This window comes from Seleniivibrio woodruffii (assembly GCF_004339245.1).
Lineage (GTDB): Bacteria > Chrysiogenota > Deferribacteres > Deferribacterales > Geovibrionaceae > Seleniivibrio > Seleniivibrio woodruffii.
In genome coordinates this window covers 189,132-209,952 of the sequence record NZ_SMGG01000005.1, presented here as the reverse complement: position 1 = coordinate 209,952, position 20,821 = coordinate 189,132, and the positions used below count along the sequence as shown (strand labels likewise).

The following is a 20,821-nucleotide window of genomic DNA, read 5'->3' as shown; positions in this document are numbered from 1 at the left end:
GTTGAAAGTGGACTCATACAGCCTTCGGCTATTGAACGAAGTGAAGAGTCTCTGCCTACTTAAGGTAGTCGGAAAGTCCAGAAAAGCGTTCGCTCCGTCTGCTCAGATACATTTTAACCGCATCTGGTGTTGAAATAACCGTCAGTCTGTTCTTTGCCCTCGTAACGGCTGTGTAGAAAAGCTCCCTAGTTGCAATGGGCGATTCCCATTCAGGAAGAACCAGAATCACGTGCTCAAACTCCGATCCCTGACTTTTGTGAACCGTCATGGCATAAACGTTTGACCAGACCGGCATCCGCATGACTGCCACAGGCTTATCCCTGTTCTGGAAATATGCCCGTATCCCGTCCTGCCGGACGATAAGCCCCGTTTCGCCGTTGAACAGGTTCAGGTTGTAATCGTTCTCGGTTATCATCACGGGCTGGCCGTGGAAATATTTTTCCGTACTGTTGCGCATTCCCTCTCTGGCCAGAGCTGAGAGTGCGGCAGTGTTCAGAGACTCTGTGCCGCCTTTACCCTTTACGTTCGGGCAGAGAATAACCGATTGTGCCGCCGCCGAAAGCATATGCTGCGGCGTTTCAGCCGCCGTGACCCTCCGGTGAAAATCTATGAAATAATCCCTGAAAAAACCTTTCATGTCAGTATCTGCGTTCAGAAACTCTATCTGTTTCGAGCTGTCACTGAGCATAACGTCCATTGCCGATTCAAAATCACCGTCTCTGCATGCTTTTGCAAGTCTGCCTATGCCAAGTGTGTCATCGAATCTGCGGCTGACGGAAAGCGCAACGGTTATGTCGGAAACAGCAGTGGCGGAAGTCCCCGCAACTGATGTTTCTGCGTAATCTTTTATGAGCTGTGCCCGCTCCTGCGTAAAGTTCTCCGTGTCGGATGCCGTGCATATGTCGCCCAGAACCGAGCCGGGCATAACAGAAGAGAGCTGGTCTTTGTCGCCGAGGAGGATCAGTCTGGCATCGGGGCTGAGTGAGCTGACCAGTTCCGACATCATCCTCAGATCCACCATGGATGCCTCGTCAACCACCACAATATCGTATGCCAGAGGATGTTCCGGGCTGAAACGGCTTCTGTCACGGCTTCCTGAAATTCCCAGAAGCCTGTGCAGAGTGATGGCCTTAAGCCCTGCGTCTGCTTCGGCAAGGGATTCGGTGAGGCGGAACGCCGCTTTGCCTGTGGGTGCTGTGACAGCTATGTTCAGAGGTTTTTCGCTCAGTCCTTTAAGCACGTTCAGCAGTTTCCTTACGGTGGTTGTCTTTCCTGTGCCGGGGCCTCCGGTTATGACGCAGAAGGGTGACAAACAGGCGCAGAGAGCCGCCGCTTTCTGCATGTTCTCCCCTTCACCGAACTCTTTTTCCAGAAGGTCCTTCAGTCTGGTCAGGTCATGCTGAACGGGTGTCTCGCAGTTGCGTCGGATAAAATCGCCTACTATGCGCTCGCTTCTGTAGAATGATGCGAGATAGAGCCTGCTGCCGCTGAATATTACCGGTGCGTTGTCTCTGTCGGAGACAGCTCCTGTCAGGGCTATTTTCTGTATGTTCTCCGCTGAAAAAGCGGTTTCTAGTTCGTCTTTGTTTTCCGCATAAAAGGGGAGGATGTCCAGCCTGTCGGTTTTCAGGCATGTGTGGGCGGATGAAACGGCGTAGAAGAGCACAGCAAAGAAAAGGTATGCGTCATCGTACCCGAAAACAGCGCACATCTGTTTTGAAAACTGTATGTCGATGTCCCTCAGATATCCCTCTTCGTATAGTCTGTCTGCGGTGTTCATTTCCGTATTATCCTTTCCATTTTTTCGATTATTCCGACTTTTGGTCTGTGGAAGTATATTCCGTTATCCCCTATCTTTTCCACTCCCCGCATGAAAATGTAAAGCCCGCCGCCCATATGGGTGTCAAAGTCGTAATCGGGCATATTCGATTTCAGATGCATGTGCAGTGCGAGGGTATAGATGTAAAGCTGTAAGTAGTAGTGGCTGTTCAGCATTTCATCAAGCATCCTTACCTGTGAGTATTCTTCCGCAGTGCTTCCAAGCCAGTTGGATTTCCAGTCGAGGATATAGAACCTGCCGTCATGAACGAAGATAAGGTCGGCAAATCCCGTCAGAATGCCTTCCATAGCGTTGAAATCAAGAGTTGATGCCGCTCTGGCGAACAGTTCCTCGCCCTCTGCGGCGAAAATTTCGGCTATCTGTGCAGAGCTGAACTGACCTGCCGAGAGCGAAAACTCCATCTCGTGGACGAAATCGTCCTGTGAAATACCTGCCAGCCGCAGGCCGCTTTTAAGTTCACGGGTCAGTATGGTCTCTATGCTCTGAGCCACAGCGGGAACGAATTTCTCATCGAAAAAGTATTGCTCAAGCCTGCTTTTAACCACGTCTTCGATGTGCTCCGCAGTGAAGCTGTTCAGTGGGATCTCCTCCATGCATTCGTGGAGGCAATTGCCCGCCTTTGCCCCTTTGGGGAAGGTGAATATATTGTAGTAGACTGCTTTTTCGGTCTCTGTTTTTGCGAACTGGTCAACGTCCCTGTCGGACGATGCACTGTGAACCAGCCTTGAGAAGCTGTTCATCTGCCAGCCTCCCTTCACCCGCCCCGAAAAGGCGAGGTTTTCGCCTGATGGCGGTGTTCTGCGGGCGGCATAGACCTGCAGAGGTGCTTCGGGCATTTCCAGAAGGGCTATCTCGCCCTTGTCAGACAGGAACTGACGGACAATATCCGTAGAGTATTCAACCGACCCTTTGCCCGTTGTTCCGCAAACAATGTAGCACATGGGTGAGCTGTAATACTCTCTCACATCAGAGAACATCGTATAGCAGACTGCCTTTGCACGGGTGAGGGCCACATATGCCAGCCGGAGTGATTCCGAAAGGTTTTCCTGCGCCGCCTCTTCCTTTGCTGTGCCTTCGGGCTTCATGTCGAAAACGAGGTTCAGGTCAGCGTCATGATATTTGGGAAATTCGTCACCGCTCTTTCTGCTGAAAGTCAGGAACGGGGTGAAAACTATATTATATTCCAATCCTTTGCTTTTGTGGATGGTGGTGATGGTCACTGCGTTGTCATCGCTGTCCATCTTCAGCAGATATTCGTCCTCACGGGTGGATGCGCCGTTAACCTTGTCTGTGAGCCAGAGAAGAAGCTGTGCCGGGGATGCTTTGTGTTCCGCTTCATACTCCTGAGCCAGTTCGATTATATGCACAAAGTTGGTGAGAACCCGCTCTCCGCTGGGGCTTTGGGCAAGTCTGGCCGTCATGCCGTATTTCTGCGCCGCACGGAAGAACATTGGCGCAACGCCTTTGGTCTTCATTATGTCGGAAAGCTCGGCGAAATCCTCAAATATCTGCTCCATACTGTCGTTCAGATTGAATATCCCATGGGCATCGTAGCCGAAAATATCCGTTGCGAGTGCAGTCCGCACGGCTTTTTCGGAATAGGGGCGAACCATTGCCGCCACAAGCTGAACCGTCTGCCTTGCCTGTGTGGTGAGAAAAACGCTCTCAGCTCCGGTTATGACGCACGGAACCATGCATTTTGTAAGAGCATCACGCACTGTCAGCGCCTGACTGTTGGTCTGGGTGAGCACTGCGAAATCGTTCGGGCGGACGGGGCGTGTCCCTTTTTCGTCCGTAAGCTGTGCACCGCTGTTCAGAAGCCTCGTTATCTCATATGCGCAGGCATCCGCAACGTTTGCCACGGAGCATTTCGAGCCTTGTAATGAGTGCCACATTATCATGGGGCTGGACGTGTCTTCGCCGTCTTTGAGGCTGATGTCTTTTCTGGCTTCTGAAGGATTATAGCCTATTCGGTCTATGCAGAAGGGGTTTTGGGAGGTGAAAAGGCTGTTTACAGCGTTCACCAGCCCCCTGCCGGAGCGGTGGTTTGTTGTCAGCGTGTATCTGGATTCCCTGTTGTCCGCTGCTTTCAGATAGGTGAAAACGTCCGCACCCCGAAAGGCATAGATAGCCTGCTTCGGGTCGCCGATCATAAAGAGCGGGGCGGGGGAGGTTCCGAATGTTTCATAAAAAATATCGTACTGATAGGGGTCTGTGTCCTGAAACTCGTCTATCATGACTGCGTGACAGCTTCTGCGCAGGCTCTCTTTCATAGCCTGCCCGTGCATCACCGCATCACGCATACGCACTATCAGGTCGGTGTATGACTGGCTGTCGGCCTTCATTTTGTAGTTTTCAAGGGTCTCTGCGCAATGGTCATAGCCTTCTGCATATATCATTGTGCGGAAATCCCTGTTCAGCCCTAAGCTGTGCTCCGATGCTTCCTTCCACCTGTCGACTGCGGAGATAAGCGGATTCTGTGGTATCTGCTTATTGTTTTTACGGGCTTTTTCAATACGTTCGGAAGTGAGTATCTCAATTTTTGAGGATTCGCCGAAGTTGCAGATATCGTTTTCGATGAACCTTTCAAGTTCATTGAATGCGGCATCCGTGTTTTCCGGTTTATAGGTTCTGGCGTTCAGGCTGTCTGCCATCTCCGCCTGAAAAGATTTCAGGTCGCATGCGGCAAAAGCGGATTTAACACTTTCGAATGCCTCTTTAATGCTCCTTTCCGCCGCCTCAAGTTCGCTCTCCTCAACATGGGGGCGGTTGATGATGCGCATGGAGGGATTGTCAGTCAGTTTTTTTACGAAGTTGACGATATCGTCAGGAGTTACTCCCAAAAGGAGCCTTGCGGATTCGGGTTTCAGGGGATAGATGCGTCTGCGCCAGAAATCCTGAACAGGGCGTTTCAGCAGGTTTGCCGAATCGCCTGACAGCTTGGTTCCGAAGGCGATGTTGCCGCCGAACGAGTTTTCGGTGAGCATTTTCTGGCAGAATCCGTGGATGGTGCAGATGAGGTTCATGTCGAAATCACGGATAGCCGCCCCGATACGCTTTTTCAGCAGTTCCTCCGGATGTTCCTTAATGTATGCATTTATGAATCCGTCGGTGCAGTCCTTTCCGTCCAGAGCATCGTTCAGCTGAGTAAGCCTGTCGTATATCTTGGTTTTCAGGTCGGCCACAGATGCTTTGGTGAAGGTGACCACCAGAATTTTTTCTATGGGGATATCAAGCTCAACGAGCATCCGAACCGTGAGGGCGGTTATGGTGTAGGTCTTGCCTGTTCCGGCGTTTGCCTCAATGAGATGTGTGCCTCTGAGCGGACAGCTCAGTATGTCGATGTTACTGCCAGTCATCGGTGTTCTCCAGTCCTTTGAAAATCTCAATTCCCGTCTGCATGAGCCTTTCGGTTATATCCTCTGTTCCGAAGCACAGAGAGTATTGCGGGAGGTTCGATGCGCTGTAGAAAAGGTCTCCGCCTATGCCGCTGTATTTGCGGCTGTCTTTGAGTGTTTTCTTTGCGGCGGCGAACCCTTCGGTGGGGTGGAAGCATAGGGGTGCTCTGTGCCCATCGATGAACAGCCTGACCAGCGTTTCAAGTGTTTCTTTAAAGCCTTCTCCCGATAGTTCTGCCATGTCCCCTTTGTCGTTTACCAGCAGGGTGCGTATGCTGTCCCCGCTTTTGAGAAGCAGAACGTGGCGTATCATCGCCCGCATAAGGTCTTTGGGTTTCAGTCCGCCTGTTTTGGGATATATCAGCCCGTTATCTGTTATTCCCTCGATACGCCCGTGGATGCGAAGACCGTTTACTGTAAGGTCTATGTCCGCACTGCGGGGCTGTCCGTGTTTAGTTATCTCGTTTGCCATCTGCACTGCGGAATCAACTATCCTCGCTTTATATCCTTCGCCCAGTCCTCCCGCAGGAAGCTGTGCCGTTGCGGCGGCATAGGCCAGAATATCGTCGGGGCTTCCGTCTGAAAGCACTCTGGCTGTGGTTTCGGTTCTCAGCTGAAACTCCTGCAGATTGTCCAGCACCATCCGCTCGGTCTCAGGATATGCGGTCTGTTGAATAGACAGGTCTATTCCCAGTGTCCTGCCCAGAAAATAGGCCGGAGGGTTGCTGAAAAACCGTTCAAGATCGGCGATGGTCACCTCGGCGGGGATCTCCGCCTCAAGGGGCGAGGGACAGAATTTTTTCTCCTGCGCCTGTGTGCCGAAAACCGATGCGGCATTGAACCGCTGTGAGCTGTATGTGTATAGTTTCGGGTTGTTTTCAAAATATCTTCTGCTGAAATTGTGCAGAGGATGCTCTGTGACAGGGGCTGCCACGCCGAACCGCATTTCAAGATGGCGGATAAGCTCCGTAACAATTATAGAGGGAACAAGCTCCCTGTTGTCGGTCTCGCTTCGCCCTGTGTAGCTCAGAAAAAGCCGCTTCTGTGCGCTGATTAGCGTTTCAAGGAACAGATATTTGTCGCTCTCCCGCTGGGTTCTGTCCCCTTTCCGGGGCTTTGCGGCGATAAGGTCGAACTCCGGCGACGTTTTTTCTCTGGGGAAACTGCCGTCGTCCAACCCCAGAACGCATATTACCTTGAAGGGGATGCTCCGCATGGGCATCATGGCGCAGAAGGTGGTTTTGCCCGTGATGAACCCTTTGGCGGTCTTAACCTCGTCCAGAATGCCGTTCAGGGATTCGAAAACGGGTCTGAAAGGCATCTTTATGCGGCATTGCGCCGTTTCTTCCCTGATGTCGGCGATGGCCTTTGACAGCTCAACCGCATCGTCGGCATATTTCGGATCGTCCGAAAGGAACCTGTCCGCCATTTCGGCAAGAACAGAGCACCATTCGTCCGGTTTCTTCTCACCTGTCAGCAGTTTTGCATATTTTGCGCACTGCTCTGCAAAGCTCATCAGACCGCCTATCTGCTCCGCCATAGAGAAGGGAACGTCCGCTCCTGCGGCTTCGGAATAGATGGTGTGTCTGCCGCCCTCGGCCAGCCCCAGCGCAAGCCTGCGCATTGCCCTGTCCCATGTGAAGGGGGTGTCGGCGGTTATGCCTTCCGCTCTCAGGGTTTCGCTGTCCAGCCCCCAGTAGGCTCCGTTGCGCTCCAGAATATCCAGAAGATACTGCACGGAAGTCAGTCCGAATTTTTCCGCCACAACAGGGCTTTCTATCAGTTTTGCCGCCGCCGACAGACTGAATTCGTCCGTCACGGCGAGGATTATCTCGGTGAACACCTTTGCGTTCCCGCTCTGCATCTTCTGCGGGATGTCGGCTATGGTGTATGGAACTGCTGTTTCGGTGCTGTATGGATTGTCGAACACCGAACGGATATAGGGTGCATATTTGCGGATGTCCGGTGTCATTACCAGAATGTCCGCAGGGGTGATGCTCCCGTCTCGGTTTATGGTGTCCAGAATGAAGTCGTAGAGCACCTCCACTTCCCTCAGCGGGTTGTGGCATGAGTTTATCGATATGGAATCGTCCGCCTGAGCGTCCGTTGTCTGTGTGAAATCATAAATCTCGGCCTGAATCCCGCCCAGCATGCTTTCAGGATGAGGCTCTTCGAAGTTGTCGGAATTTATGGATGCGCTGGCATTTTCGGTGAGATATTCGAAGAAATCCCTGCCCATTGTGCCCAGATTGTCCAGAAGTCTGTGGTTTTCCAGTATCAGAAGTTCCTCTGCGGACATTTTCGTCCGTTTTTCATAGCGGCGTTTCTCCCAGTCGGACATGGAATCGCCCCAATACTGCATGGTGGGGCAGAGCAGATAGAAATTAACGTCGGTATGGTTTCCCGCCTCAAGCAGGATGTTCATGAAAAATCTGGGGATAACGCTGATTCCGAAGATGTGCAGTGTATCCGTGCCGGAAAAGTCTACTTTGCCCGCCTTGCAGTCGCTGTAGAACCTGTCCAGAACGTGGGTCTTGCATCTTCGCCTGTCGGGGAAAACCTCGTTGAAAAGCCAGGGCTGCCAACCCTCGATGCTCTTTGTGGGCTTGCTGAATCCTTTGTTCAGCCAGTCCAGCGTCATTTCCGGTCTGTATACCTGATACTGGTCGAAGATGTCCGCTATCTTCTGGGACAGCCTGAACAGTTTTATCCGCAAGGGGTCGTTGTCAATATATTCAATAAGTTCCGAGTTTCTGCCATCGTCCTTGGCATAGAGCAATGTCTGGTAAACCCGCCATGTCAGCTCCTGCTTGTCGGCCCATAATTTTTCCGAACCGAAATGACGCTCAGCCAGTCTCTTTATGAGAGCGGCGGGGAAAAGATAGTCCAGATTGGCGCATATGCCCGTTTCTCTGGCCAGAGCAAGCCCTATCCACCTCTGCATACCGGACGTCTGGACGCAGACGACAGGCTTTTTGAGCGGGCGGGAGGGGTTATAAAGTCTTTTCTGCATCTCTTTCAGCAGGTTTTCCAGTTTGTTGCCGATAAATATATTGAGCATAACGGAATTATAGCTATATAATTAGAGTATTAAAAGTGTTTAAATACGGGTTTTAACTTTATGACTACATTGAAGTCCGGCGGCAAAACAAAATCGGTTCAGCTTCCCAGACCCATTGACGGTCACGAGAATCCACGCTTTCTGGCGGGGGTGCTCCATGGTATCCACGATGCCATAATCGTTCACGACGTTAAGGGCAATATACTGAGCTATAACAATAAGCTGTTGAAAATGCTCGGAATATGCGATGAACAGATGCAGATTCTGGCGAATTTCTATCATTTCTCCGCCGACGATATCAATTTTCAGGCGGGACGAAAATATTTTGCCGATGCAGTGAACGGTCAGGATCAGGCGTTTACATGGCAGATCAAGCGACCCGCTGACGGCGTTGTTCTGGATGTCGAGGTGTTTCTGACCCGTGTGCTGGACAGCCGCAGAAAGATGATAGTTGCCTCAGTTCGGGATATCACCGACAAAAAGGCAATAGAAAAGGAACTCATCTATTCCGAGAAGAGATACAGACAGCTTGTGGAATATTCGCCGGACGGAATCATTATCCACCGTGACGGCGTTGTTAAATACGTCAATCCCGCCGCCGCAAAAATATTCGGCGGTGCAGCAGAGGATATTCTGGGAGCAGAGGTTCTCGGCTTTTTTCCGGAAGAGGACAGACCCAGAATAGCCGAGCGGCTGAAAAAGCTCTACGAAGAGGAATCCTCAATGCCGCTGTCCGAATCGAAAATAGTGCGCAAGGACGGACGCATAGCCCATATAGAGTTCGCCTCCATACCGTTCAGTCTTGACGGGCGGATGGCTGTGCAGGTGGTTATCCGTGATGTCACTCAGAAGAAGATTCAGGAGGAGTACATCCGCTATCTGGCTCTCCATGACACCCTGACGGGGCTCCCCAACCGTGACCTGCTCTCCGACAGGATAAACCAGTCCATTGAGCGCAGAAAAAGGGACGGACAGCGTTCCGCTCTTATATACATAGACCTTGACGGCTTCAAACCCGTTAACGATACCCTCGGCCACGCCGCAGGGGACATAGCCCTTAAAGAGATAGCCGACAGGCTTAATGAGTCTGTCAGAAAATCCGATACCGCCGCCAGAATAGGCGGGGATGAGTTTGTGGTGCTTCTGGAGGGCGTGCACGATGTGCGGGAGATAGAAGAGGTTGCCGAACGCATCCTTGAGAACATAAACAAAGAACTGACCATAAAAGGCAAGGTGTTCCATGTCGGTGCCAGTATGGGCATAAGCATATATCCGGACGACAGTCGGGATGCAGTAAAACTGATGGCGCAGGCCGACAGAGCAATGTATATTGCAAAGGGCAGCGGCAAAAACAGATTCGTTTTCTGCTGCGAGTAGGTAAATGGGAAAAACATACGACATCGCCGACAATCTGGTGAAAATGGCCGAAAAGCTGAAATACGGCGACCACAGCGCAAAGGATAAGGTGCTGGAATATGCCGGAAAGCTCATCAGCGAGGAGTTCGGCTCCACAAGCATCTATATGCAGAAGCTGGGGATGATAGTCTTCTCCGCCAGAGACATGAGCGGTCTGTCGTTTGACGATGCAAAAGAAGTTTCAAGAGATAAATACGTTTTTCAGGAAGGGGTTAAGAGACTTGTTGCGCTCCTTGAACAGGTGAGAAGCTCAATAGGCGAACCTGCTAAGCTGGAGGGCGATTTTGTCGTGGTTCAGGCAAGGGACAAAAACAGCCTCACCCGCATCACATCATACATCAAAGCCAAAGGCTACAACACAATAGTCATATCGGACACTGACGACTGGAAGGAGAAGCTGGACGAACTATTGCCATAAAGGTGCAGGATGCACCTCACGAAGGAGGTTTGAAGGTATTTATTCCTGAGAACCGCCGTAGTGTGAGCGGAGCAAAGGTTTTACCTGTGCGAAGCGTTGGTAAAAAATGACAGGAGGTCATTTTTTACAAGATGTTAGAGAAGCTGGACGAGTTACTGCCATAAAGGTGATGGCTGTTTCTAGGTGTAGAAATTGCTTCTTAATGCCGAGATTCTTCATTTCATTCAGAATGACCCGAAAATCCTTGCTTGTTCAATACCTTTTATACAGCCTCAAATTCGGTACTATAATTCCCGCTATCAGCAGAATCACACCGAATATCTGAAACGCCACTATCTCCTCGCCAAGGAAAATTCCCGCCAGAATAAGTGTCATTACAGGTTCGATGGAGCTGAAAATGGACGTGTATGCCGCACCGATAATTTTAAGGCCTGCATAAAGAAGCCACATTGCAAGTGCAGAGGGGATAAGCCCCAGAGCGACGCAGAGGGCAAGCTGCTGCTGGGTGATCCCTGCCAAGCCTGTGCCGCCGTTTAAGACAGTGTAGCCTATTGCTGTGAAGAGCGTCACATAAAATGTTGCCGTGGTTGAGTTCTCATTTTTCAGAATTATCTGTGCCACTATAAGATAAGTTGAAAACAGTATAACCGACAGTCCGGCGAACATTATTCCCCTTATGTCAAAACTGCGCTGAAACGCATCGAAAAAGACCAGACTGCAACCGCCGAGAATAAGCAGAACAGAAAACAGAGACGACATCCTGAATTTTTCTTTCAGAAATATCACAGAAATTATGAGAACCACCAGAGGATAGAAATAGAGTATCAGAGATGCCGTTGAGGCGGGGATGTACTCTATTGATCTGAAAAACATAAGGCTTTGACCCAGATAGAAAAATATGCCCAGAAAAGCGCATTTTGCCAGCATGGTCTTTGTGGGGCGGAGCTGTCTGATATCTTTTATCCCGAAAAAAAGGAACAGCAGAATAGCGGCGAAAATGAACCGCAGGGTGAGCATACGGACGGATGTCAGCTCCAGCGTCATGCCTATTTTGCCGAAAATAACGAGCGTGCCATAGCAGATCGCCGAGAGAGCGGCGGCAATAATTCCTTTTAACATTTATCATCCCCACAGGCAAAAGATATGGATAAGCTCTTTGGAGAAAAAAGTCAATAAGTTAGGCTGTCGGCGGAATAAAATTTATAAACATATGTTCCCTATGAGGATTTTTGATAAGTGCATGCCAAAATAAAACTTGATTGTGTTTTTTTACTTAGATATATTACATACCCGAAACAAACAGGTGCTGTATTTTTATGATTTGTTTTAGTTGATTATTTCAACATCAGGTAAAAATCAAAAAACGTTATTTACGGAGTTGTCATGTTAACAGCATTTTGGTCCCGTATGTGGGACATGCACTACGAGACGAAAGCTCTCGTTCTGTTCAGCCCGAAAGCGATGGCCATGAAGATGAGAAAGGCCATGCAGTCATCCATGTCCAACGAAAAGGATGTGGACATCGCCGACGAAATGGAATCATCACCCGCTGAAACTTCAAACAGGGTGAAGCCCACTCCCGGCGGAATGAACGTTGAAGAACCCAAAGGCTATACCAGAAGACAGCTTATCGGTCTGTTTCTCGGTCCGCTGCTCTTCATTCTGGCTCTTGTTCTGCCTGCACCTGCGGGAATGGAGCCTGCGGCTCAGAAAATGGCCGCCATCACTTTTCTGATGGCCACATGGTGGATGTGCGAATCGCTCCCGATTCCTGCAACCAGCCTTCTGCCTATCCCTCTGTTTCCGGCACTGGGGCTTCTGCCCGCCGCAAAAGCGACAACGCCCTATGCTAACCACCTTATTTTCCTGTTCATGGGCGGCTTCATCATTGCACTTTCCATGCAGAAGTGGAACCTGCACAGACGCATCGCTATGAACATTGTCAAGTTCATCGGTTTTTCGCCTAACAGAATAGTTCTGGGCTTCATGGTTGCAACAGCGGCTCTTTCCGCTTTTGTTTCAAACACCGCAACAACGGTTATGATGATGCCCATAGGCCTTGCTATCATTGCACACGTTATTGACGAGGGCAAAAAAGAAGGCCTTGATAAAGAGATAGACTTTTCACCCGAAAAATTTACTTTCGGCCTTAACCTTATGCTGGGTATAGCATATGCGGCTTCCATCGGCGGTATCGCAACGCTTATCGGAACGCCTCCCAACACGGTTCTTGCCGGATATCTTAACAAAACCTACGGCTTTGAAATAACATTTGCCAACTGGCTCCTTGTGGGCGTGCCCCTTGTGGTCATCTTCCTGCCTCTTTGCTGGTTATGGCTCGTCAAGTTCGCAAACCCCATGGATCTGAAAAGGGTTCCAGGCGGTAAGGAACTTATTGATAAAGAACTGAAAGGGATGGGAAAAATGAACAAGGGCGAAAGATACACCGCAGTTGTTTTCGCTGTAACGGCTCTTGGCTGGATATTCATTAAGCCTGTTTCAGCACTTTTCCCCGATCCTTCAATGGTGACGGATTCTGCCGTGGCCATGATGGGCGCACTGCTTCTTTTCCTTATTCCCATAGACCTGAAAAAGAACAGCTTTGTTATGGACTGGCACTGGGCCTCCAAAATGCCCTGGGGTGTTCTTATCCTTTTCGGCGGCGGTCTTGCACTGTCCGATGGATTTCAGGCCACAGGTCTTGCGGAGTGGATCGGAAATCAGGTGAGCCTGCTTGAGGGAGCTTCAATTTTTGTTCTGATAGTTGCCGTCACAACGCTCATCATCTTCCTGACGGAGCTTACGTCAAACACCGCCACAGCGGCAATGGTAATGCCCATTCTGTCTGCTGTTGCAATCGGACTTGGCCAAAGCCCGCTTCTGCTCACTATTCCTGCGGCCATAGCCGCTTCGTGCGCATTCATGCTGCCAGTTGCGACTCCTCCCAATGCGATAGTTTTCGGTTCGGGTTATGTCACCATCCCGCAGATGGTTAAGAGCGGCTTCGGACTTAATATAATAGGTATCGTGGTAACTGTGCTTATAGTCTATCTGATATCTGTCCCTCTGTTCGGCATACAGTTTGGTGTTGTTCCTGAGTGGGCACTGAACGTAGTTAAATAATCAACATAAGGGGAGCCGAGGCTCCCCCTTATGTTGTTGACAAAGTTTGCTTTGCGCTCTTAAGCCTCCCTTTGCCAAAGGGAGGTTTGGAGGGATTTTCTTTTATTAGCAGGGAAATCCACCCTGCCCTCCTTTCCCAAAGGAGGGTGCAATAAAGCAAAACTATAGTTTGTCATCAGTCTGAGGGGAGCCGAGGCTCTCCCTTTTTTTATGCTTGTATCAGCTTGACATTTATGTTCCGGTCAACTATAGATATATCTCTTTGAAAAGAGTTCGGGATGTAGCGCAGCTTGGTAGCGTACCTGTCTTGGGAACAGGTGGTCGCAGGTTCAGCCGCAGGCGCCCGAACTTGTTTCGGGCTCAATCCTGTCATCTTCAGGATTTGAGTTTAACTTATGAATATAACGTTCGGGATGTAGCGCAGCTTGGTAGCGTACCTGTCTTGGGAACAGGTGGTCGCAGGTTCAAATCCTGTCATCCCGATTTGAAAAAAAGGGGCATTAGCCGAATGGCTGATGTCCCTTTTTTAATTTGAAGGATGCAAGATTTGGCGAACTTGTTTCGCCATCAATCCTGTCATCCCGATTTGAAAGAAAGAGGGCATCACTCCGTCAGGAATGATGCCCTCTTTTCATTTAAAAAATATAAAAAAACCGGAAACTTTTAAATTCCGTGAAAACTTGGGTATAAAATTTCGTCTTCGTGTTCCGCCAGATACTTGCGGGGCGGTTTTCCGAAGTGCTTTTTGAACATGGTTATAAATGCTGTAACGGATTCATACCCGAGATCCCAGGCCGTCTGCTGAATTGAGCTTCCGGTTTCCAGTTTCCGCAGAGCCGCAAAAAGCTGGAACTGCTGGCGCCATTGACCGAACGTCAGTCCGGTCTCGTTTATGACCAGCCTTGCGAGGGTTCTTTCCGACATGCCCATTGTTTTCGCCCATTCGGCAACGGTTCTTCTGTCTGAAGGGTCCGAGGAGAGCACGTCTGCAATCTCTTTCAGTTTCGGGCTGTAGGGAATTGACATGCTGTAGCTTGCAACGGGCATTTTTATGAGAGTGTTTATCATGACGTTTGCGAAATGCAGGTCGTGATCGTTCTCATAATAGTTTTCGGGCATAGTTGCCATGTGGAGGATCATCTCCCGCAGAAGGGGGGAGAGGGTCAGGAATCCGCACTTTTCAGGCAGCCCATCAATGATGGGGTTAACGAACGCCAGACAGTAGTCTGTGTGTGCAGCTGTTTTAACCTGATGCGGTTTGTTTCCGGGGATAAAGAACGCACAGTGCTGGGGTATGACCCATAAGGTATTGTTAACTGTGCAGTTGATATTACCTTTCAGGTTGAGGACAAGCTCACCTTCCGGGTGCGAGTGTTTCTCTTTTATGTGTTCTTTGTCTCTGCTGAGAATTATTGCCCTTGCACAAGGGCCGCTTTTTGAAGAAATATCCATAATGTGTCCACCAAATAAAGCCTCTAAATCCGAACATTGTCAGAATTTAGAGATTGATTGTCACTTCAGCCGGATTGTTTATAAATCCCGCCGCTATATAATCCACGCAGTAAGAACACATCATCCAGTTCCTTTTATAACAAAAAGCTACGGGTAAATCAAAAGCCTAATTGTGTTTTTCTTATGCAGAAATCCACAGTTTTAAGCCACAGTTTTTGACTGAGCCCGTACATTAAAGGTTTTGTTTTAGAGGAAGTTATTAAAATCAGAGGTGCGATGACGCAAGAATGGGGGTTTGCAGTTTTATCTGCGGAGCCTCGTTTCGGTGTGTCCGGATACCTTCTGACCGCTTTTTATTAAGTACGGCTATTGTTTTCATTTTGGGAAATAAAAGCGTAATACCAATGGAGGCTAATTTATGTCAAAAAGAATTTTAGTTCTTTTGATGCTCGCCCTCACCTGCACGTTTTTACTTGTGGGTTGCGGCGGGAGCGACGGTTCTGACGGCAAGGATGGCGCAGATGCAGATTCAGCAGCTATCATTGCGGAACTTAAAGCTCAGCTCGAAAGCGGAGCTATCACTATTGCTCAGTATGAGCAGGCAATTGCAGACCTGCAGGCAGCTGCAACAGCAGGAAAGATCACACAGGTTGAATCTTGCGCCGTTTGCCACAACGACGTTGCAGGAACACACGAAGTTGAAGCATATCCCGCTGCTTCAGGCATCGGCGTAACATACGGTGCTGATACGGCGACAATCACTTTCAGCGCAAAAGTTGACGGCGTTGCACTTTCCGGTGCTGCTCAGGGTGTAACACCCACTGTTTCTGCGTATGCATACTACTATGTTGCAGCTCAGAGCACAGCTATCGCAGGCACACAGGAAACAACAAGGGGCTTCGTACGCGCAAGCATCCCCTCTGCCAGCGTTGCTATTTCTGAGACAGGAACAACAGGTAACTATACTGTAGTTCTGTCAAACATGGCAGTAAACGCTCCCAACCTTACACTCGGAACAACTCCCGTAAGATTCATGCTTACATTCAATAAGCCTGTATCTTCAACTCAGTCTGCCCAGGCCATGACCTTCACTTATGACTCCGGCACTCTTCCCGAGCTTCTCGTTGATGACAACGGATGCGTAAGATGCCACACAAGCGTATTTGAAACAAATGCTGCAACAGCAACAGCTCACCACGGCGCATACCAGCCTCAGGGCAAAGCTTGCGTTGTTTGCCACTCAAGAGCAGCAGGTTATTCAAACGGTACACTTGGCGGCGGTTCCGGTTCCAGCACAGAGCTTGGTCACAGACTTACAAACTATGTCCACGGTGTTCACAACTCTGAGAACATGCTCGGCGGAATATTCGTAAGATCATACAACTCTACAACAAACGAACCCACTACAACCACTCCTAACGGAAGCAGCACATTTGCTATAGGTTTCCCCACAAACGTAGCTGATTGCGAAGTTTGCCACACATCTTCAACTCAGGTTGCAGCTGTTACAGCAGACACTCAGATGAACCTGACTCTTTGCAAATCTTGCCACAGAGGAAACAAAAACGTTTGGAACTCAGCCGGCGCAGGCTACTCTGATGCTATCGCAGATGTTTGGGCAGCCATACCCTTCTCAACAACTGCAGTTCGTGATATCCACACAAGCATGACAGAAGCCAGCAACTGCCTCACTTGCCACGGTGCAGCAGGTATCGCCCGCAGCTTCAACAAAATACACACCGGCAAAAGCGCATCCAGAGAGAACGGTAAAAACATTTACTACTTCACTCCCGAAGTGGCTGTCAACACAACTACCAGCGTAATGACAATTACCTGGGGTGCGTTCATCGACACAAACAGCAACGGAACATATGAAGCCGGTACAGATACTAAAGTTGATGTGAAAAACACAACTGACACAACTAAGCCTATCTTCATGCAGTCATACACAGACAGAGTTGTTGACGGCGTAGCAAAATCTGACGGTGTCAGAATCCTTGTGGGCTACTATGGAAAAGGCACAAAAGATGTTGTTGCATACGACGGTTACACAAAAACCAACCTTACAACAACCAGTGCTGCAACTTCCGGCTACACAACTTATGACGCTTCAACTGGCAAAGCCACAACAACCGTTAAGCTGAATGCGACTACAATCGCTAACTACAGCGTAACCGGCGGTATCGTTGGTATCATCGGTATTCCGTGGGTTAACGGCGAAAACGCTATCGTAAGAAGCGTTGCTGCTGAATACAACGTTGACGGCACAGCTGTAACAGCTCCCAGAGGAGCAGTTGCGAACGACACAAAATGCGACGCTTGCCACAACTCAATAGCTATCCACCTTGAGGAAGCATCTACAGGCGCTCACGGTCACACGGCTATCGGAAAAGTTGACGTATGCCGCATTTGCCACGTTCCCAGCGCCGCTGCAGGTCACTATCCTCAGCAGTCAAGATCCATCGACTCTTACATCCACGCCATCCACGAAGGACAGGCAACATTCGCATCTTACGGTTCACTTAAGATCGAATATCCTAAGAGCACAGCAGACTGCCTTGCTTGCCACGATTCCGGCACATATGAAGTTCCGGATCAGTCTAAAGCTATCGGCGGTATACTGAGCGGATCTGAAGGTAAAAACACAACAGCAGACCAGTTCACATACGGTCCTGCAGCTGTTGCTTGCGGCGGCTGCCACAGAGCATACCCGCTGATCATCGGCGACGCAGGTAAACTTGCCAGCTTCAACGCTCACACTAAAACTTTCGGCTACAAAGTGGCTGTAAGCGATATGAGCTACCTTGATGTTGTCAAGGCAGTGTTCAAACTGTTCTAAGTAACTGAAAACAAAGAAAGCTCCGTGCCCTGTAAGGGGTGCGGAGCCTCTTTTAAATTCTTTCATATGCAATCCGGTGACAGGTTTCTCCGGTCTGCACCTGAAAGAATACGGCAGAGAATCTCCGATTTGCACTGGATTCGGAAAAATAAAAAAGGTAGCCTCCTTTTGCCATTTTTATACGCTAGTATTTATAATGACTATTCCGGCTCCAGTGCTTTCTTATTTTTTCCTTAAATATTTCGGTGTGTTTTTATTCCATTTTTTATATGCCCTGTAGAATGCGCTGACCTCGCTGTAGCCCAGAAGGGCGGATATGGATGCGTCGTCCAGTTTTGTGTGCATGATGTAATGTTCGGCCAGACGTCTGCGGACGTTTGTCAGAGCCTGCATGAAGGTTTTTTCTTCGGCTTTCAGATAGTTCTGGAGTGTCCTCACGCTGACATTCAGGCGGGAGGAGATAAACTCTATGGACGTGCCCCTGTCGCCTATGTTTTTCAGTATCTCCTTTTCCACTCTGCCGAACCATGAGCTTTTTTCCTGCTCCTGAAGCAGGTTTGCGGCCTGAGTTTCAAAGTATTCCAGCATGGACTGGTTTGCATTGTCCACCGGAATATCAAGTTCATCCTTTTTGAAGAAGAGGGCGTTCTCCTCTTTTCCGAAAAGGATGCTGTCTCCGAAAAGTTCCCTGTGTTTTGCACAGTCGGCCGGTTTTTCCCCTGTGAAATGCGTATGAGCCGGAAACACATGTCTGCCCAGAACCCCTGAAAGAATGTTCAGAATGCCGCTCATGTGTACTTCGGCATGATAAGGCGGCACGGGAATGTTTCTGTTGCCGTCTATGTATATTGCAAATTTACAGAATTTTCCGTCGTCAGAGAAATGAAACTTCAGGTGTTCGCTTATGAGCTTCTGATAGACGCTGAATTTTTCTATCATCTCCCGCAGGGTCTTTGTGTTCATCAGCAGATAGCCGAGAATCCCCAGCGACTGATAGGGTATGGACTGGCCGATATCCAGCGAAAGATAGGGGTTGTCCGTTTTCTCCATGCAGTAGCGGAATATGGCGGAGAGCCTGCGGCTGTCGATGCCGTGGACGTTCTTTGAAAGCTGTTCAGCTCTGAGCCCCACATGGGCGAGCATCTCTCCGGAGGGTATTTTTGTGTTCTGTTCCAGAGCTTTCAGAACGTATTGGAAAGTTATGGAGGAGACCAGAGTCATTGTTCAACCTTTTGAGTTTTCGTAAAATGTCAGTAATAATTCATGATATAGCATACAAAAGCGGTAGTAAACATGTATAATGCGATAAAATACCCCTGAGGACATACAAAAATGTGTAACTGCAAGAAAGAGATCAAGGTTGATGAAAGCTATGTCAGCTTTAAGAACATCAACTGCTTCGAAAATGCCTGCGTTGTCATTGACCATCTTCTGAGGATACTGAAAGAGCCTCGGAATGCAAACGCCTACTGGGAAAGATTTGTGACGAGAATCCCTGATGCTTACTACGCACGAGACCCAAAACAGGACCCCAAAGAGGTCCTGCTTTATATGGTTTGCTCCTGCGCATCAAACATCGGAGAACTCTTTGATGCCGTGGCAGATGAGGACGCAGCACACGCTCTGGAGAAATGCGAGTCCGAGTGCTGCTGACGCAGGTCAGACCTGAGCAGACAGCCCGTCTGCGGATTCCCTGCTCTCTCTGCTGCTGATTATAGCCTTCTCTATAACGGAGATAAACTCGTTGTCCATCTTCCATGGCTTAGTGAAAAAATGGAAGATCTTTCCGGCACGGGTTACAGACATCACAGTGGACACCTGATAGTATCCTGACAGTACGATTATGCGTATATGCGGGAATTTTGCGTTTATCATCCGCACAAGCTCTATTCCGTTTTTGCCCGGCATTTTCAAATCTGTAACAACTACGTTTATTCTGTGCTGTTCCAGCATATCCATGACCTGCATTGAGTCGCTGCAGAACATAGTGCTGAACCTGACGTCGCTCAGACTGCGGTCGATCGCTTTAAGAATGCTCTCCTCGTCGTCAACAAAGAGAACGATGTCAGAATCTGTTATCGTATGCATAATAGGCCTCCGTAATCAGTCGCTCGGCTTTTTCAATTGTTTGTATAGATAATCCCTCAACTGCGGGCATTGGTTCAGACTCCATTCCCGCCCGCACTCTGGCCGCCACAGAGGACACTGCATTAAGCACGCAGGCAATGAACCTGTTTTCCGGCGAAACAGAATCAAGGTTGTTTCTGTAGTGTATAATTTCCAGAATATCAAACGGCATATTGTACAGATCCAGCAGATGACATGTGATATTCAGGCTCAGGTCTTCTTTTATGCCCATGAGGTTTTCGGCCTCGTGAAAGGTTATTCCGTTTCTCAGGGCGGTTTCGTAAATTTCCCTGAATGCATCCGGTTTTGATGAAAGTAGAATTATCATCCCGATGCATGAGAGTATCCCTATCGTGTCCGATACGCTGCGGTTATATTTTTTGCCCGAATCATGCAGACACAGCTCTACCGCTTTGTTCAGTATCAGCGCATGCCGGAATATTGCTCTCAGGTCGTCTTCGTTAACTTTTGAAGGCACCATCCCCTCTGAAAGCTTATACATCAGCACTATCTCTTTTATGGTGTTCAGCCCTATCATCAGAATGGCCTGTTCCAGAGGAAGATATTTCTTTCCGCTGTAAAACACTGAATTGCCTATCTGCATTATCTTTGCTGTCATGGAGGCATCCTGTTTCACTATTGAGGCGATCTTTTCAATGGATTTACCCGCCTGAATGGCACGCTCCAGCCTGAGATATATTTCGGGGATGCCGGGCAGTTTGTCCATCCGGCTGAATATTCTGACAAGGTCTCTGTTTTTTACCTGCCGCACAGTCCGGATGATATGGATTATCTTCTCCGCAAGGTTATAGTCGGTCCAGGGCTTTTTGAAATAGGCCATGGCTATGCCCTTGCTTATGGCATAGGTTATGGTGTCCGTTTCCACATATCCGCTGAGGATGGCACGGAAAACGTTGGGGTACTGTGATTTTACGGTCGTCAGCAGCTGTATGCCGTTAACATCCGGCATCTTATAGTCGCTGAGGATCAGCTCGGCTTCGTTTTTGCTCAGGATATCCAGAGCCTCCTCCGCACTGTTGGCTATAAGCACATCCAGACCCTCACAAACGAACATGCGCCTTAGTGAGTTGGTTATATTCAGTTCGTCATCAACAATAAGTATCTTTCCCTGAGTTGAGTTCATCCG

Annotated in this window: 13 protein-coding genes and 2 tRNA genes; 7 read left to right on the top strand and 8 right to left on the bottom strand. The window is 49.2% G+C overall.

From position 1 onward, the window contains the following. Window positions 1-55 precede the first annotated feature (55 nt). Genes recD through recC form a run of 3 tightly spaced genes read right to left on the bottom strand, consistent with a single transcriptional unit; the run spans window position 56 to window position 8,299 of the window. Entirely contained in the window at window positions 56-1,780 is a 1,725-nt protein-coding gene (gene recD, locus C8D98_RS10540; protein ID WP_132874110.1) for an exodeoxyribonuclease V subunit alpha, read from the bottom strand. Then, window positions 1,777-5,199 (bottom strand): exodeoxyribonuclease V subunit beta, encoded by a 3,423-nt coding sequence (gene recB / locus C8D98_RS10535; RefSeq protein ID WP_132874109.1) that lies wholly within the window; start codon window positions 5,197-5,199, stop codon window positions 1,777-1,779. Before recB ends, recD begins: the two co-directional genes overlap by 4 nt. After that, window positions 5,186-8,299: an exodeoxyribonuclease V subunit gamma gene (gene recC / locus C8D98_RS10530; protein ID WP_132874108.1), complete on the bottom strand. Its 3,114-nt coding sequence runs from the start codon at window positions 8,297-8,299 to the stop codon at window positions 5,186-5,188. The genes recB and recC overlap by 14 nt, the downstream gene beginning before the upstream one ends. 60 nt (window positions 8,300-8,359) lie before the next feature. Here recC and C8D98_RS10525 point away from each other — a divergent pair, with 60 nt between their 5' ends. Both C8D98_RS10525 and C8D98_RS10520 read left to right on the top strand, forming a co-directional pair. Then, a complete protein-coding gene (locus C8D98_RS10525) occupies window positions 8,360-9,676 on the top strand; it encodes a diguanylate cyclase domain-containing protein (RefSeq protein WP_132874107.1) in 1,317 nt (438 codons plus the stop codon). A 4-nt stretch (window positions 9,677-9,680) separates the two neighbouring features. Continuing rightward, window positions 9,681-10,133, top strand: a complete 453-nt coding sequence (locus tag C8D98_RS10520) for a hypothetical protein (protein WP_132874106.1) — start codon at window positions 9,681-9,683, stop codon at window positions 10,131-10,133. A gap of 252 nt (window positions 10,134-10,385) precedes the next feature. Here C8D98_RS10520 and C8D98_RS10515 read toward each other — a convergent pair whose 3' ends face one another. Next, entirely contained in the window at window positions 10,386-11,252 is an 867-nt protein-coding gene (locus C8D98_RS10515) for a DMT family transporter (protein WP_132874105.1), read from the bottom strand. A 264-nt stretch (window positions 11,253-11,516) separates the two neighbouring features. Between C8D98_RS10515 and C8D98_RS10510 the strand changes: the two genes are divergently transcribed. From C8D98_RS10510 to C8D98_RS10500, 3 genes are all read left to right on the top strand, one after another. After that, a complete protein-coding gene (locus tag C8D98_RS10510; protein ID WP_132874104.1) occupies window positions 11,517-13,256 on the top strand; it encodes an SLC13 family permease in 1,740 nt (579 codons plus the stop codon). A gap of 275 nt (window positions 13,257-13,531) precedes the next feature. Next, a tRNA-Pro gene (locus tag C8D98_RS10505) sits at window positions 13,532-13,634 on the top strand. Between the two features lie 31 nt (window positions 13,635-13,665). Next, window positions 13,666-13,739, top strand: a tRNA-Pro gene (locus C8D98_RS10500). Window positions 13,740-13,919: 180 nt separating this feature from the next. On the opposite strand, the gene C8D98_RS10495 is transcribed toward C8D98_RS10500, so the two are convergent. Next, on the bottom strand, window positions 13,920-14,708 hold the full coding sequence (locus C8D98_RS10495) for an AraC family transcriptional regulator (protein ID WP_132874103.1): 789 nt from the start codon (window positions 14,706-14,708) through the stop codon (window positions 13,920-13,922). Between the two features lie 418 nt (window positions 14,709-15,126). Here C8D98_RS10495 and C8D98_RS10490 point away from each other — a divergent pair, with 418 nt between their 5' ends. Then, on the top strand, window positions 15,127-17,547 hold the full coding sequence (locus C8D98_RS10490; protein WP_132874102.1) for a multiheme c-type cytochrome: 2,421 nt from the start codon (window positions 15,127-15,129) through the stop codon (window positions 17,545-17,547). Window positions 17,548-17,769: 222 nt separating this feature from the next. Here C8D98_RS10490 and C8D98_RS10485 read toward each other — a convergent pair whose 3' ends face one another. Beyond that, window positions 17,770-18,768 carry an AraC family transcriptional regulator gene (locus tag C8D98_RS10485; protein WP_132874101.1) on the bottom strand — a complete coding sequence of 333 codons (999 nt, stop codon included), beginning with the start codon at window positions 18,766-18,768 and terminating at the stop codon, window positions 17,770-17,772. A 111-nt stretch (window positions 18,769-18,879) separates the two neighbouring features. On the opposite strand from C8D98_RS10485, the gene cowN reads away from it, so the two are divergent. Continuing rightward, window positions 18,880-19,200, top strand: coding sequence for a N(2)-fixation sustaining protein CowN (gene cowN, locus C8D98_RS10480; protein ID WP_132874100.1), 321 nt, complete (start codon window positions 18,880-18,882; stop codon window positions 19,198-19,200). Between the two features lie 6 nt (window positions 19,201-19,206). Here the strand turns inward: cowN and C8D98_RS10475 are convergent, their stop codons facing one another. Together C8D98_RS10475 and C8D98_RS10470 are read right to left on the bottom strand one after the other, a co-directional pair. Then, window positions 19,207-19,635 (bottom strand): response regulator, encoded by a 429-nt coding sequence (locus tag C8D98_RS10475; protein ID WP_132874099.1) that lies wholly within the window; start codon window positions 19,633-19,635, stop codon window positions 19,207-19,209. After that, entirely contained in the window at window positions 19,613-20,818 is a 1,206-nt protein-coding gene (locus C8D98_RS10470) for an HDOD domain-containing protein (RefSeq protein ID WP_132874098.1), read from the bottom strand. The genes C8D98_RS10475 and C8D98_RS10470 overlap by 23 nt, the downstream gene beginning before the upstream one ends. Window positions 20,819-20,821: the final 3 nt, after the last annotated feature.

Coding starts and splice junctions, on each gene's coding strand:
- recD (WP_132874110.1), bottom strand. CDS start 1,780: ATGAACACCGCAGACAGACTATACGAAGAGGGATATCTGAGGGACATC.
- recB (WP_132874109.1), bottom strand. CDS start 5,199: ATGACTGGCAGTAACATCGACATACTGAGCTGTCCGCTCAGAGGCACA.
- recC (WP_132874108.1), bottom strand. CDS start 8,299: ATGCTCAATATATTTATCGGCAACAAACTGGAAAACCTGCTGAAAGAG.
- C8D98_RS10525 (WP_132874107.1), top strand. CDS start 8,360: ATGACTACATTGAAGTCCGGCGGCAAAACAAAATCGGTTCAGCTTCCC.
- C8D98_RS10520 (WP_132874106.1), top strand. CDS start 9,681: ATGGGAAAAACATACGACATCGCCGACAATCTGGTGAAAATGGCCGAA.
- C8D98_RS10515 (WP_132874105.1), bottom strand. CDS start 11,252: ATGTTAAAAGGAATTATTGCCGCCGCTCTCTCGGCGATCTGCTATGGC.
- C8D98_RS10510 (WP_132874104.1), top strand. CDS start 11,517: ATGTTAACAGCATTTTGGTCCCGTATGTGGGACATGCACTACGAGACG.
- C8D98_RS10495 (WP_132874103.1), bottom strand. CDS start 14,708: ATGGATATTTCTTCAAAAAGCGGCCCTTGTGCAAGGGCAATAATTCTC.
- C8D98_RS10490 (WP_132874102.1), top strand. CDS start 15,127: ATGTCAAAAAGAATTTTAGTTCTTTTGATGCTCGCCCTCACCTGCACG.
- C8D98_RS10485 (WP_132874101.1), bottom strand. CDS start 18,768: ATGACTCTGGTCTCCTCCATAACTTTCCAATACGTTCTGAAAGCTCTG.
- cowN (WP_132874100.1), top strand. CDS start 18,880: ATGTGTAACTGCAAGAAAGAGATCAAGGTTGATGAAAGCTATGTCAGC.
- C8D98_RS10475 (WP_132874099.1), bottom strand. CDS start 19,635: ATGCATACGATAACAGATTCTGACATCGTTCTCTTTGTTGACGACGAG.
- C8D98_RS10470 (WP_132874098.1), bottom strand. CDS start 20,818: ATGAACTCAACTCAGGGAAAGATACTTATTGTTGATGACGAACTGAAT.